The organism is Pedobacter sp. Leaf170 (genome assembly GCF_920984665.1).
Lineage (GTDB): Bacteria > Bacteroidota > Bacteroidia > Sphingobacteriales > Sphingobacteriaceae > Pedobacter.
This window is the reverse complement of sequence record NZ_CAKLBP010000006.1, coordinates 138,949-154,292: the sequence shown is the minus strand read 5'-3', so window position 1 is coordinate 154,292 and position 15,344 is coordinate 138,949. Positions and strand designations below refer to the sequence as shown.

The following is a 15,344-nucleotide window of genomic DNA, read 5'->3' as shown; positions in this document are numbered from 1 at the left end:
AAATTTGCCAAAATATCTGCTTTCAAAATACTAACATTCACTAATAATGTTGATGTTTTTTTAAGAAAAAGGCTGGTATTGCAGATTTAAAATGAGAAATTTGCGCCTGCTTATTTTAACGCTGTGATACTAACCCTTGTCGAAATCTGTTTGATTTCATTTTTTATATTTTGTTTCTTAATTCAATTATATTATGTGCTTTTTGTACATCTAAGGCTTGCAAACGTAGTTGTAGAAGAGGTACCCAAGATTGCTGTTGCGCCTGTTAGCGTAATTATCTGTGCCCGTAACGAAATTAAAAATCTGCAGCAGCACTTACCGGCAATCTTTAATCAGAATTACCCTGAATTTGAGGTTGTGGTGGTAAATGATAGGTCGTGGGATGGTACTGAAGAGTATTTGGAGCAGCTGGAAAAGCAACACCCAAATCTAAAAGTTGTTAAGATTTTAGATAATGATAAATTTATCGCCGGCAAAAAATTCGCAGTTACAATGGGCATAAAAGCTGCCAAATACGATTGGCTGGTGTTTACAGATGCTGATTGTGTTCCGGACAGTGATAATTGGATAAGGTGTATGCAAAAACCCGCTGATGAAGCGACTGAAATTGTCATCGGCTATTCTCCTTACTTAAAGAAACGTAGTTTATTGAATGCGCTTATTCGTTTTGAAACATTTTTCACTGCCGTAAATTACCTCGCTTTCGCTTTAAAAGGAATGCCTTACATGGGTGTAGGTAGAAATATGGCTTACAAAAAGTCTTTATTTTTTAAGAACAAAGGCTTTGCTGCCCACATGCATATACCATCAGGAGATGATGATTTGTTTGTAAATGCACATGCAAATAAAAGGAATACGGAAATAAGAATTAATAAAGATAGCCAGGTTTGGAGTGAACCTAATCATAGCTGGGCAGGTTATCTGCGACAAAAAAAGCGTCATTTTGGGGCTGGAAAATTTTACAAGCCTAAGCATAAATTTGTACTCACTTTTCAAATCGTTTTTCAGTTTCTGTTTTATATCGCTTTTGCAGCTTGTATGTTCTTTAGTTTAGAAGCTAAATATATCGCCGGCGGCATTCTATTATTAAGTATTATCATCAGAAGTTTAATTTATCCGAAGTTGCTAAATCGCTTAAATTATAGAGATTTACGTTGGTGGTTCCCTATTTTAGATATACTTTTGTTCTTCTTTTTAATCTTAAATGGCTTTTTATCTATTTTTGGAAAGAAAAAAGTAAACTGGAAATAAAGCAAAGCCTGAAATAAAAATAATATGTCTGAAATAAAGCCTGATATCATCCTCAAATATTTTCCCGATTTATCAGAAAAGCAACTTTCACAGTTTTCTCAATTGTTCGATTTGTATAGCCATTGGAACGCTCAAATCAACGTAATCTCGAGAAAAGATATTGAGGAGCTTTACGAACGCCATGTATTACATTCTTTAGGTATAGCAAAAGTCTGTAATTTTAAAAAAGGGGAAAATGTACTTGATGTTGGTACAGGAGGTGGTTTTCCGGGCATTCCATTGGCTATTTTATTTCCTGATACAGAATTTTACCTGGTAGATTCTATCGGGAAGAAAATTAAGGTTGTAAATGAGGTTGCATCTGCATTAGGACTTGATAATTTAAAAGCAGAACACTTAAGGGCAGAGCAAATCAAAGATAAATTTAACTTTATTGTTTCTAGAGCAGTAACTCGTTTGGGAGAATTTTATCCCTGGATTCAGGGCAAATTTAAAATGGATTCTTTAAACGCAATTCCGAATGGAATTTTATACCTAAAAGGTGGAGATTTGACCGAAGAAATTAAAGAATCAAAACTGAAAGCAGAATTATATCCGCTTTCAGATTATTTTGAGGAAGATTTCTTTGAAACGAAATATGTTGTTTACGTTCCACAGTAGACTATTTTTTCTAACCTTTTTTTGCCGGCTTTGGCTCAATTGGTGGCGGTGGCGCTAACCTTATTTCCAAAACTTCACCTTTAGCAGCTTTCGGTGCTTTTGGTTCTACCGGTGGTGGCGGTGGTGCTATCTTTATGTCCAACGATTTCGTAGCAGGAGCTTTTGGCGGAGGTGGCGGATTTTGACCATTTTTCTTGCCATACAGCTTCTTATTCCTGGGCTTTTCAATCGGTGGCGGCGGCGGAACCTGTCTCGTTGGCTCTTCTATTACAATTTCTTTAGCCTTTGCTTTTTTAGGCGTTGTTTGCTTTGGACTAAAATTGCCCAAATTGCTTTTTGGATACAAGTCTAAAATTCCATAATCTTTTGTAAAGGCCATTGTTGATGTGCATAACATCGCACCAACAAGTGGCATGGCAACAAGCAATCTTAGCCTTGCCCATTTAGCCGATTTCTTTTGATTTAACATAGTGATTCTTTGTTTTAAAATTGATGAATTAAATATTTGATTCGTAAGCGATAAATTCTGGCTATCGTAGGTATTCTGGATTAAAAACATTGCATATTCATACTTTGCTATCTCGTTTTTTGTCGTGGCTTCATCTGCTAGATATTCGTGTAAAAGCTTTATGTCTTTCTTTAGAAGATAGATTAAAGGATTAAACCAACTTATAATTTGCACGAATTCTAATAGGAGCACATCAATGCTATGTTTTTGATTAATATGAACCATTTCATGCTTTACTACAATGTTTTTTTGAGGTAAGGATGGGTCGATAAAAAGTAAGTTAAAAAACGAGAAGGCAGTTTTCGTGTTGGATAATTCTATAACTTTAAGCCCGTTTTCTAGTTTTACATCGGCTTTTGCCAGCATAGCTATAATGTGTTTAAAACTTACCAAAAGCCTTAATAGCAAGCATGCCGCTCCGATTCCATAGATAAGTAAGAGGCCATTTTCTAAAGTTAAAATGGGAAATTCTTCAACTTGGTTGTAAGCAATTTGTTGGTATTGTAGTGCAGGCTTTAAAAGAAATCCAATCTGTAAAAAAGGCAATGTAAATGCTAAAACTGAGGCGATTAAAAGATAGAATCGATTGGCTGCATAGAAAGTTTCTTTATGCAATACTAATCTGTAAAAAACGTAAAAAATGGATAAATACAGATTTGCTTCGAGTAAATAATATATCCAACTCATAATTAGGTTTTTTTAAGCTTTTCGGCCAGTTTAATAATTTCGTCGAGTTCATCGGTATTCATTTTTTTATCCTTTACTAAAAAAGAAACTAAACTCTCATAAGAGTTTTCGAAGTAATTGTTCATTACTTTATTCAGGGCAAAACGTTTATAATCAGCTTCAGCTACAATAGGGAAGTATATGTGTGTGTTTCCGATAGCCTTATGATTCACAAAACCTTTGCCCTCTAAAACTCTGATAACCGTAGATACCGTATTGTAAGCTGGCTTCGGTTCGTCCATCTTTTCAATAACGTCTTTTACGAGTGCTTCACCCATTTCCCAAAGGATTAACATGATTTGCTCTTCTGCTTTTGTAAGTTCTTTTAACATCTTAACTATTTTTGTAGTTTGCTTGATCTAATTTACAACTATTTATGTAGTTTACAAACTATTTTTATAGTTTTTTTAATTTATTGATTTTTAGTGTTTTAATTAGCTATTAGCCATTTTTTAGGGCATAAAAAAACCTGCCTTGTTGGGGCAGGTGTTAATTTGTTTTATATGGATTAGAACTTTTCCTGCTTCCGCGGATTATCCATCATTATCATTTTATCTTTTAACAACTGTTGTAAGCCCGATTGATTATCTATGCTTTTAGCAACATCTAAAACAACATTTGCAGCATTGCTAAAGAATTGCTTTGTAATGGTTTGATACTCATCAGTTGCTTTGTGGTAATCTTTATGATCTTCTACACCAAAATAAAGGAAAGGAATATTTTTAGCATTAAATGCACCCTGGTCGCTTTGATTTGTCCAATCATCATGGCCAAGTTTTGGGTCATCGTGACCTAAGCTTACTTTGATATCCTTTCTATTGGTATCTATATGCTTTTTTAAAGATGGGTATTTAAAGGTTCCGGCAACATATAATTCTCCTTTATCGCTATGGCTAATCATATCCATATTTAAATTTACCACTATGGTTTCAATTGGTACCGGTGGATTAGCAACAAATGCTTTAGCGCCTTGTAAACCCATTTCTTCTGCATCAAAGGCTGCAAATATAATGGTGTTAGTTGGTTTATGTTTTGCAAAATAAGCTGCAATTTTTAATAAGCCAGCTGTGCCCGATGCATTATCATCAGCACCATTAAAAACCTGATCTTTAACCACACCCAGATGATCATAGTGTCCAGAAACTACAATTACATTGGAAGTTTTACCCTGAATATATCCAATTACGTTTGTGCCATTTACTTTTGTGCCGCCTCTTGAGTTGAAAGAAAATTCCTGAGCATAATTTATATTTTGTGGATAAGATTTTAAACCAAGTTTTTGAAATCTTTCTACGATGTATGCTCTAGCCATTTCTGCACCCTTTGTTCCTGTTTTTCTGCCTTGATATGCATCTGATGAAAGCGTTTCAACATCTTTTAGTAGTTGCGTATCTAGTTTAGATGAATCTGTTGAACCCTGATTTTTTACGGATGAGCAACAGCTTAGCGTAATTGCTAATGGAATTAAATAAAGGAATTTCATTTTTACGATTATTAAAAGCTAAAGATATTAATTATTGGGATATTGATAGGAAAACGTTGTGTTTTATACTGTATTGCGTTTATAAACCTGATGGGAATGGCAGCTCCCGATTCTTCATCGGGACTAAAATGTACAGCAGGACTGGATTCAGCGATAGAGGATGGCTTTGTTTTTCTAATTTTAAAAATCTAAGTGAATTTGAGTAAATATGAACTTTCAACTTTTCACTTTCAACTTTCAATTCTTTTAAGCTGCAACTTCCCGCAAATCTACCGCAACTACTCTCGAAACACCTTGTTCTACCATGGTAACGCCATAAATAATATCGGTGCTGGCAATAGTTCTTTTGTTGTGCGATACAATTATAAACTGCGACTGGTCAGAAAATTTACGGATAATGTTGTTAAATTTATCAATGTTAGTATCATCCAATGGAGCATCTACCTCATCAAAAATACAGAATGGGGCAGGTTTAAGCAGGTAAAGGGAAAACAAAAGCGCAGTTGCAGTAAGGGTTTTTTCTCCTCCGGATAATTGATTAATTGATAGCGGGCGCTTGCCTTTCGGACGAGCGATGATATCGATATCTGCTTCAAGCGGGTTTGATGTGTCCGATAAAATTAAATCGCAGCTATCTTCATCGTTAAATAAGGAGCGAAACACAACAATAAAATGTTCACGTGCTTGCGTAAAAGCCTGCATAAATTTTTCTTTTGCAGTATCATCAATTTCTTTAATGGTTTGCAAAAGGTCGGTTTTGGCTGCGTTAAGGTCTTTTTTCTGGTTTTGGATAAAAGTATAACGCTCATCCATTTCTTTATAGGCTTCCATAGCCATTGAATTAATGGCGCCAAACTCATCAAGCTGGCGTTTCATTTTATCTACCTTTTGGCGAAGTTCGAATTCACTTTCCGTTACCTCGGTTTCCGTTTCCAATAAATCGTTAATATCAATATTAAATTCTACAGCCAAACGCTCCTTAAGTGAATTTAAATCAATTTTTAGTGTATTTTTCTTATCCTTTATTTCCGTTAGAATGAAATCTGTTTCTTCACGGTTTTTTCTCAATGTGGTTAAACTGGTTTCGAGCTCGTTTATGTTACCCTTGCTGTCAAAATAGTCTTTCTCAGCTTCAGCCAAGCCTTTTTCCATTTCTTCGCGTTGCTGATACATATCTAAAAGCGTATCATCACTCAAATCTGTATGCTGCAAAGTATTGGTAATCTCTGCTAATGTTGCTTGAAGTTCTTTATCGTTTTGCGCAATACGCTTATTTAGTGCTTCTTCTTGCACAAATCGGTAATCTAAATCCTTTTCTAAACCAGAAAGTTTATTTTGTTGCTGATGAAAGCGGATATTATCCTGATTGAATTTGGTTGTAGTTTCGTTAACTGCATCTGCAGTTTCCTGATAGTTGAGCTGTTGTTCCTGTAAGTTTAGATGTGCGTCTTGCTGATTTTTCTGCAATGCTATCAAAGTGGGTAATTTCTCTGAGAGCAACTTTTCAATAGAAACAATCTTTTGAGCAATATCTGTTTTCCGGTTTTCGCTCGTTGTAATAAACTCCTGATATTGGTCTCTACGGGTTTGAAGAGAAATATGCTCGTTATTTAGCCGGTTCATTTCTTGCTGTAAAACAGCAAGTTGATTAACTTTTGATGCGTCTTTTAAATTGAAAATATTTTCTGTTTCGGTGGATATGGTGGCATTATACTGGTTGATCAGCGTTTCTGATGATTTAATTTCTTTCGCTAAATTCTCCAGATTTTTGGCCCTTCCGATTCTTTTACCTTCAAATAAACCTACTGAACCACCCGATAAGGTGAATTTGGTTTGAGCGTATTTTCCGTTTTTGGCTAAAATTGTAATGCCTTCCCGAGCATTTTGCTTGAATATATTTTCTTGTTCAGCTATTGCGATGTACACATTTTGAAGCAGGAGGTTGCCCAGGTTTTTATATTTCTTATCAACCTCAATAACTTCCAATGCAGAAATTAAACCTTCGTGTTTTGCAATAGTGGCATTTCTATCAGGAATATTTTCCAGTACAAAAAAGTTTGCCCGGCCTCTGCTTGCATCCGTTAGTAAATTAATGGCCTGTACAGCATCTGCATATTGTTCAACTACGTAATGGTTCATCACCGGCTCTAAATAGTTTTCAATTGCAATGCGATAATCTTCATCACAAAATAAAATATCAGATAGGAGCAAAGCATTTTTGGAAAATAAACTATTCTTTTTTAGAAAACGAATGGATTCCGGAAAGCCTTCTAAGCTATCTACAAGCGATTTGGTAAGGTTATATTCGTTTTGCTTCGCATCTTTTTTGCGGTTTTCGGCATTTAGCTTTTCTTTGTTGCTGCTTAAATTTAGTTCGGCAATACTTAGTTTTTCTTTTAAAATTTCTTCTGCCTTGGTAATATTTTTTATTGTTGTCTGCTTTTCTCTAACCTGTATATTAAGTTCTGCGAGGGCATGATCAAATGCCTTAAGTTCCATGCTTTTGGTTTCAGTGTCATCAACATTTCTGTTGGTTTCTTGTACCAAAGCATCTTTTTGAATATTTAAAATATCGATTTCTTTTTGCGAAGCATAAACCTGGCTTTGCAATTCATTAACTGATTTAACAAGATTATCTGTTCGGTTTTTCTCGGTTTGCTGCTGTTCTCTTAGTGTATCAAGCGAAGTTTTTAATGTTTTTAAATCTGCTTCAACTTTGTTAAAAACTTCGGTTTCCGTTAAAACTTCTTCGTTAAGTCGCTTAATATTGTACTTAATGTGGTTAAGTTGATTTTTATCTTTATCAAGTTCAGTCGCTAAGCGGGTTTCTTTCTCTTGCAAAAAACGCATTTGTTCGTTTTTAACTTTCTTTTCGCTCTCGTATGCACGAATTTTAGAAACTACTTCGTTTGTAGCTTTTTGTTGCACCGACAAATTTTTTTCCTGATTGATACTCTCTAGTTTAAGCTTTTGCAGGTTAGCCTCACCTAAATCTATTTGTGAACTTAAGGCTGTTCTATTTACCTGCTCATTTTGCTCCTGGGTTTCCAAAGCAATTAAATCTGTACGAAAAAAAGAAATGCGGTGAGAGGCAAGTTGCACACTTAAATCTCTATATTGCTCTTTAAGTTTGTAGTATCGCTCAGCCTTTTTAGCTTGATTTTCGAGTGTTTTAAGGTTTTTTTCAATCTCAAAAAGCAAATCTTCTACACGTTCTAAATCAGCTTCGGTATCTTTTAATTTATTAAAAGTTTGCTTTTTACGAAGTTTATATTTTGATATTCCTGAGGCTTCTTCGAATAAAGATCGGCGTGAATTTTCTTTGTTAGAGATAATTTCATCAACCATTTTAAGCTCGATTATAGAATAACTGTCGGCACCGATACCTGTATCCAAAAATAAATCTGTTATATCTTTTAATCTGCATTGAACATCATTTAAGCGATATTCACTATCGCCATTTCGATATAATTTTCGGGTAATGGTAACTGATGAATAAGCCGTTGGTAAAATATTTTTGGTGTTATCAAAGCTCAAAGAAACTTCTGCGAGTTGTGCCTGCTTGCGGTTTTTTGTTCCGTTAAAAATGATGTTTTCCATTTTTTCAGAACGGAGCGCTCGTGTACTTTGCTCGCCCAAAACCCAACGCATAGCATCGATAACATTAGATTTTCCGCAACCATTCGGACCAACAATAGCCGTAACACCCTCATTAAAGTTGATGGTTACTTTATCGCCAAAGCTTTTAAAACCTTTAATCTCTAACTTGGTAAGTTGCATGGTTCGAATCCGGGGAAGCGGATATCAATATTAAGGATAATTTCATTGTTTTTCAAACGGAAACTGATTGTTTAACCGCTGAGTTTGCAAAGTTTTACGCAGAGAAAGAAGAGGTGTTTTAATATAAGGTATAGTAATTTTATGATGATAAAGCCAAAAAAGATTAGCCACAGAAACATAGAAGATAGGGAAATAGGATTTAATAATTTTAGTGTACTCGGTATTTCCGAGGCAAAAAACCTCACCCTATGTAAGTATGTGGTTTGGCTAATTTTGTAACAGCCCTCTCCTTGAAGAGAGGGTTTTATGGACCTGTGCTAAACAGACCACCTTTACTTCCCATCTCTTCAAGGAGAGGGATTGCAGAGTTGCATTGGTACAGCAGAAACGTTGTTAGGGTGAGGTTATAATACTATTTACCTCACCCTTTGAAAGTATGTGGTTTGGCTAATTTTGTAACCGCCCTCTCCTTGAAGAGAGGGTTTTATGGACTGTGCTAAACAGACCACCTTTACTTCCCATCTCTTCAAGGAGAGGGATTGCAGAGTTGCATTGGTACAGCAGAAACGTTGTTAGGGTGAGGTTATAATACTATTTACCTCACCCTTTGAAAGTATGTGGTTTGGCTAATTTTGTAACCGCCCTCTCCTTGAAGAGAGGGTTTTATGGAACTGTTCTAAACCCACTATCTTCATTTCCCTCTCTTTAAGGAGAGGGATTGCACAGCTGCATTGGTACGGTAGAAACATTGTTAGGGTGAGGTTAAAATACAATTTACTTCACCCTGTGAAAGTACGTGGTTTAGCTAATTTTGTAGCCGCCCTCTCCTTGAAGAGAGGGTTTTATGGAACTGTGCTAAACACACCACCTTCATTTTCCTCTCTTTAAGGAGAGGGATTGCGCAGTTGCATTGGTACGGTAGAAACATTGTTAGGGTGAGGTTAAAATACTATTTACCTCACCCTTTGAAAGTATGTGGTTTGGCTAATTTTGTAGCCGCCCTCTCCTAGAAGAGAGGGTTTTAGGGAACTGTGCTAAACACACCAACTTCATTTCCCTCTCTTGTAGGAGAGGGATTGCACAGTTGGATTGGTAAAGCAGAAACGTTGTTAGGGTGAGGTTAAAATACGATTCACCTCACCCTTTGAAAGAATGTGGTTTGGCTAATTTTGTAACCGCCCTCTCCTTGAAGAGAGGGTTTTATGGAACTGTGCTTAACCTACTATATTCATTTCCCTCTCTTGAAGAGAGGGATTGCGCAGTGCATTGGTACGGTAGAAACATTGTTAGGGTGAGGTTAAAATATTATTTACCTCACACTTTGAAAGTAGGTGGTTTAGCTAATTTTGTAACGGCCCTCTCCTTAAAGAGAGGGTTTTATGGAACTGTGCTAAACACACCAACTTCATTTTCCTCTCTTCAAGGAGAGGGATTACACATTGGCTTTGGTACAGCAGAAACATTGTTAGGGTGAGGTTAAAATACTATTTACCTCACCCTATGAAGGAATGTGGTTTGGCTAATTTTGTAACCGCCCTCTCCTTGAAGAGAGGGTTTTATGGAACTGTGCTTAACCCACTATATTCATTTTCCTCTCATCAAGGAGAGGGATTACACATTGGCTTTGGTACAGCAGAAACGTTGTTAGGGTGAGGTTAAAATACTATTTACCTCACCCTTTGAAAATACGTGGTTTGGCTAATTTTATAACCGCCCTCTCCTTGAAGAGAGGGTTTTATGGAACTGTGCTTAACCCACTATATTCATTTCCCTCTCTTCAAGGAGAGGGATTGCACAGTTGGATTGGTACAGCAGAAACGTTGTTAGGATGAGGTTGATGTTTGACTTACCTCACCCTTTGAAAATACGTGGTTTGGCTAATTTTATAACCGCCCTCTCCTTGGACAGAGGGTTTTAGGGAACTGTGCTAAACCACCTTCATTTCCCTCTCTTCAAGGAGAGGGATGCACATTGGCTTTGGTACAGCAGAAACGTTGTTAGGGTGAGGTTAATGTGCGATTTACCTTACCCTTTGAAAGTATGTGGTTTGGCTAATTTTGTAACCGCCCTCTCCTTAAAGAGAGGGTTTTATGGAACTGTGCTAAACACACCAACTTCATTTTCCTCTCTTTAAGGAGAGGGAATTCACAGTTGCATTGGTACAGCAGAAACGTTGTTAGGGTGAGGTTAAATGTAACGTCCCTCTCCTTGAACAGAGGGTTTTATGCAACTGTGCTTAACCCACTATCTTCATTTCCCTCTCTTCAATGAGAGTGATTGCAGAGTTGCATTGGTACGGTAGAAACATTGTTAGGGTGAGGTTGGATGTGGTTTGTAAAATCTTAATAGGGTAAGACAAAAAAAGCACGAAGAAAATCATCGTGCTTACATAGAATAGTAAATCTGTGGCTACTACCAACTATTTCTTAATCATCAGCTTTGCGAATTTCAATAATAATTGCTTATTGCCTAATCCTTGAAAGAATACTGTTGCTTTTACATCAGGCAAAGTGCCCTCCAGACTAATAATTTTACCAAAACCAAACTTCTCGTGTTCTACTTCCATGCCATTTTGAAACTCGTTTGGCTGAGAAGGTGTGAAGCCAGGTGTTGGCACGTGTGCCTTCGCGAGTAATGATGTTGTTTTTGGGCGTACTGGTGGGGCAGATGTTGTTGCGCTTGCAGGCTTCGGCTTACTAAAGAAATCTCTTGGTTGCGATGTCCAGCTTTTACGTTCATCATCGAAATTACCATCTAAGAAAGCACTTTTTGCTGCAGGTTTAACATCTAATTCCAAATATTTGGGATTGATTTCATTTATAAAACGGCTGGGTTCGCAATTTGTAAGTGTGCCCCAACGATAACGGGATGTTGCATAAGTGATTGTTAATTTTACCTCAGCTCGGGTTATTGCAACATAAAATAACCTACGCTCTTCTTCTAAATCAGAACGCGAGTTAACCGACATTTGAGAAGGGAAAAGGTTTTCTTCCAAACCAACGATAAACACATTTTTAAATTCCAAACCTTTGGCAGAGTGTATGGTCATTAAAGAAACGGTATCCTTATTTTTATCGCCGTCTTTATCATCGTTGGTCAAAAGCGCAACATCTTGCATAAAAATATCAAGGCCTTTTTCCTCAATATCTTCTCGCTCGGCAAACTCTTTTATACCATTTAATAATTCCTGAATGTTTTCATATCTGCTTCTGCCTTCAACACTATCATCATTGTAAAGTTCCTTTAAAATACCAGCGTGTTGCGCAATAAATAGAGCAGTTTCGTATGCATCAAGTTTTTTTGCTTCGGCAGCAAAGCTCTGTACCATCATCGAGAAATCGTTAAGCTGGTTGGCTAAACGGCCATCTACATACATGTGTGCATTCGAAATTACATCCCACATGGTTTTATTATGTTGGTCTGCGGCTACTATAATCTTATCAATAGAAGTATCTCCAATACCACGTTTTGGATAGTTAATAACCCTTTTAACAGCTTCTTCATCGTTCGGATTAAAAGTTAACCTGAAGTAGGCTATTAAATCCTTTATCTCTTTACGTTGATAGAAAGACAAGCCGCCGTAAATTTTGTAAGGAACATTTAGTTTTCTTAAAGATTCCTCCATCGCCCTACTTTGAGCATTTGTACGATATAAAATTGCAAAATCGTGGTAATCATAACCTTTCAAACTACGTTCCTGCACAATAGATTCGGCAACCAACTTACCTTCTTCGTTATCTGTAAATGCCCTTGCAACTTTAATTCTATCTCCCTGAGGATTTTCTGAGAAAACATTTTTTTCAAGCTGATTTTTATTGTTGGCAATTATGCTGCTGGCTGCATCAACAATGTTTTGAGTAGAACGATAGTTCTGTTCTAACTTATATACTTTTAAATCCGGGTAATCGCGTTCAAAATTTAAAATATTCTGAATGTTTGCACCACGGAAAGCGTAAATACTTTGTGCATCATCGCCCACCACACAAATATTTTGGTAAGCTGCGGCAAGTTTTTTAACAATCGTGTATTGAGAAAAGTTAGTATCCTGATACTCATCAACCATTAAATACTTAAATTTCTGTTGGTATTTATTTAAAACATCAGGATGTTCTTTTAATAAAATATTGGTTTTGAACAGCAAATCATCAAAATCCATTGCCCCAGCTCTAAAACAACGTTTAGCATAGGTTTCGTAAATCTGTCCGATTAATGGTCTTTTATTCTGATTATCTTCTGCTTGTATCTGTTCGTTTGAATTATATTCGGCAGGAGAAATTAAATTATTTTTTGCTGAAGAGATCCTGTTAAAAACAAAATTAGCTGCATAAAGCTTATCATCGAGCTGCATTTCTTTCAAAATACTGCGAATTACACTTTTGCTATCGTCTGTATCGTAAATGGTAAAATTGCTTGGATAACCGATTTTTTCTGCTTCAACTCGTAAAATTTTTGCAAATACCGAGTGAAATGTTCCCATCCAGATGTTTTTAGCCTCCGCACCAACCACTTTGCTAATACGCTCACGCATATCTTTACTGGCTTTGTTGGTAAAGGTTAAAACTAAAATATTAAATGCATCTGTTCCGCTTTGTATAAGGTGCGCAACGCGATAAGTTATTACTCTCGTTTTTCCCGAACCTGCACCTGCAACAATCATTACTGGTCCTTTCGTGTTCTCAACTGCTGCTCTCTGCTGTGGGTTTAATCCTTCTAAATAATCCAAATTGGCTCCTGTTTTAACAAGCTTCAAAAATAACAAATTCCTATGGGCATTAAATAAAATGTTGAGAAAAAGCCTTCAAAATCTTTTGAAAAGCAGAACCTGTGTATCAAACAATGTTAGTCCTTTGCTATGCTCATACCTGCCCGCCGCAGGCAGGCCCTTCAGGCCTTAATCTCAGGCCGGTATCCGCTTCGCCAAGGTTTAATTAACACAAGCCTATACAACTATGTAAGGTTTATAGCGATATGCCAAAATTGCATGCAAGCTGTTTGGGAATAGAATTTGATATGTACATTATATGGAAGATAACAACTTTAAAAAGAATATAGAATTTACAGATATCCCCGAAGGAACGAATGTTGATGTTTATGCTAACCTGAAAGAGAAGCTAGAAAGCGTACAGCAATTCCCTGGTATTTATTGTTTCAAATTTATCATAACTGGAGGCTTAGAAAAATTAGAAGATTTACGCAAAATTTTTCCGAATGATGAATTTATTGAGCAGCCTTCTAAAACCGGTAAATACTTATCTATCACAGTAAACAAAGAAGTGCAGAATGCAGATGAAGTAATTTTTGTTTACAAGCAGACTGCCGAAATAAAAGGTATAATGACGCTATAATTCGTAAATTATTTTAAGATTATAGCAACAAATTTTATTTTATCTTACTACAATAAATTTTTTGACAGCGTTATATTGTCCAGAATCTGATGAGATTTTAAAGAAATAAATACCTGCGGTAAAGGGTATTGTATTAATTTCTAAAGTGTGTTTGCCGGTATTAAGGTATTCATTAACTACGGTTTTAATTAACCTGCCCATCATATCGTAAATCTGTACATTTATCTTATCAGATTCTGGCATCACAATATCTATAAAGGTTTGAGTTGATGCCGGATTTGGATAGTTTTGTGTGACTATAAACTTTAAAAATCTTTCAAAGATAGCCTTATTTATGGCATCAAATATTACGTAACTAACCAAGCGGTAGCCTCGGGCATTCGGGTGAAATGGATCCTGATAAAGTGAAAAATCCCTTCTCATAGCTGCATTTACATCTGCTAAATATATTTTGTATTCTACAGCAAGCTTTCTGTAGGCTGCATTAATGTTTCTAATGGTGGTATTTACCGCAATTAGTTCCCTATTTGTACGGTCATCTACAAATTGGAGCGTACACAATATTGGTATAAGTTTTTGCTTTAGGCTGGTTGATATGAGCAAGCGCATGTGGTCGGTAGTTTCGGCAACACTACCAATTCCTCTTGCCATGGCTAAGGCATCATTAATACCCATATTTAAAACAATAAAACCTGTTCTATTTGCTATGGCATTATCAATTCGCAGTAAACCTTGTCGTGTTGTTTGGCCACCAATACCTTGGTTGGTGATGTTTATCACTTTGCCTGCGTAACATTTTGCAAAGTTGCTCTCTAACAAAGGTTGAAAACTCAAGCCCTTTACGCCTTCTACCGTGCTCGCTCCAAAAGTTACGATGTTAATACTGTCTTTAGCGTAGTATTGGGCAGCTTCAGGGCAGCTAACTCCGCTATTTGTTTGGGCAGAAACAAAAACCGGCGAAAAAAAAGAAAATAGAAGCAAAGCATAAGTTATAATTGCGCCTAGTTTCATTGATAAGGTTTCTGTGTAGAGATTTTAATGAAATTTTATTAGGTCGCAATCTACCAAAAAACTAAGAAATATTCTATTAGTATTTCATATTTGACTTTTGCGTTTCAATAGCGAAGCAATTATTAAGCACAATCCATGTTTTGTGTTCATAATTTTTATATGAAGTTGTGTCTACAACATTCACAGTGTAAACCTTTCCCTTATTTTGTAAAAGCAACCAATTGAAACCATTTTTAGTAAATTTGCTGAGCAAATTGCCGCTAATTATGGTGTATTCTTTTTGTTTTTGCTTACCGTAACTACCTGATTGATAGGTTATTTGTGATGATGCGGTTTTTGAAATGAGAATGATAGCGAAAAATAGATAGAATTTAACCATAGGGGTAATCATTGAGCGTTTTTTGGAGCATTAAATATTTAAATGGTTTCCCTTACCGGTGATTTTGTTTCAATAAAGTTGTTACAATTTTCAAAAATCTTTGGCGGAAATAATTGAGTGCAAATATAAATTAATCAATCAAAGATTATAAAATATTGTAATTATAAAACTACAAACTTATTGATAATTGTCAATTTTTTG

At 36.1% G+C, this 15,344-nt stretch carries 10 protein-coding genes; 3 read left to right on the top strand and 7 right to left on the bottom strand.

Translation table 11 applies throughout. The features are described from left to right. The first annotated feature begins 195 nt into the window (after positions 1-195). Together LUA90_RS14900 and rsmG are read left to right on the top strand one after the other, a co-directional pair. Positions 196-1,251, top strand: a complete 1,056-nt coding sequence (locus tag LUA90_RS14900; RefSeq protein WP_231491456.1) for a glycosyltransferase — start codon at positions 196-198, stop codon at positions 1,249-1,251. Positions 1,252-1,275: 24 nt separating this feature from the next. Beyond that, entirely contained in the window at positions 1,276-1,911 is a 636-nt protein-coding gene (gene rsmG / locus LUA90_RS14895) for a 16S rRNA (guanine(527)-N(7))-methyltransferase RsmG (protein ID WP_231491454.1), read from the top strand. Positions 1,912-1,921: 10 nt separating this feature from the next. On the opposite strand, the gene LUA90_RS14890 is transcribed toward rsmG, so the two are convergent. From LUA90_RS14890 to LUA90_RS14870, 5 genes are all read right to left on the bottom strand, one after another. Continuing rightward, on the bottom strand, positions 1,922-3,106 hold the full coding sequence (locus LUA90_RS14890; protein ID WP_231491453.1) for a M56 family metallopeptidase: 1,185 nt from the start codon (positions 3,104-3,106) through the stop codon (positions 1,922-1,924). A gap of 2 nt (positions 3,107-3,108) precedes the next feature. Then, a complete protein-coding gene (locus LUA90_RS14885; protein WP_231491450.1) occupies positions 3,109-3,477 on the bottom strand; it encodes a BlaI/MecI/CopY family transcriptional regulator in 369 nt (122 codons plus the stop codon). A 176-nt stretch (positions 3,478-3,653) separates the two neighbouring features. Then, positions 3,654-4,628: a M28 family peptidase gene (locus LUA90_RS14880; RefSeq protein WP_231491448.1), complete on the bottom strand. Its 975-nt coding sequence runs from the start codon at positions 4,626-4,628 to the stop codon at positions 3,654-3,656. Positions 4,629-4,874: 246 nt separating this feature from the next. Then, complete coding sequence (smc, locus tag LUA90_RS14875) at positions 4,875-8,408, bottom strand: chromosome segregation protein SMC (protein WP_231491447.1); 3,534 nt, start codon at positions 8,406-8,408, stop codon at positions 4,875-4,877. Positions 8,409-10,827: 2,419 nt separating this feature from the next. Beyond that, complete coding sequence (locus tag LUA90_RS14870) at positions 10,828-13,131, bottom strand: ATP-dependent helicase (RefSeq protein ID WP_231491446.1); 2,304 nt, start codon at positions 13,129-13,131, stop codon at positions 10,828-10,830. A 298-nt stretch (positions 13,132-13,429) separates the two neighbouring features. Between LUA90_RS14870 and LUA90_RS14865 the strand changes: the two genes are divergently transcribed. After that, positions 13,430-13,753, top strand: coding sequence for a DUF493 family protein (locus tag LUA90_RS14865; protein WP_231491445.1), 324 nt, complete (start codon positions 13,430-13,432; stop codon positions 13,751-13,753). A gap of 39 nt (positions 13,754-13,792) precedes the next feature. Here the strand turns inward: LUA90_RS14865 and LUA90_RS14860 are convergent, their stop codons facing one another. Both LUA90_RS14860 and LUA90_RS14855 read right to left on the bottom strand, forming a co-directional pair. After that, positions 13,793-14,764, bottom strand: a complete 972-nt coding sequence (locus LUA90_RS14860) for an SGNH/GDSL hydrolase family protein (protein ID WP_231491444.1) — start codon at positions 14,762-14,764, stop codon at positions 13,793-13,795. Between the two features lie 76 nt (positions 14,765-14,840). Continuing rightward, a complete protein-coding gene (locus LUA90_RS14855; RefSeq protein WP_231491443.1) occupies positions 14,841-15,155 on the bottom strand; it encodes a hypothetical protein in 315 nt (104 codons plus the stop codon). Positions 15,156-15,344: the final 189 nt, after the last annotated feature.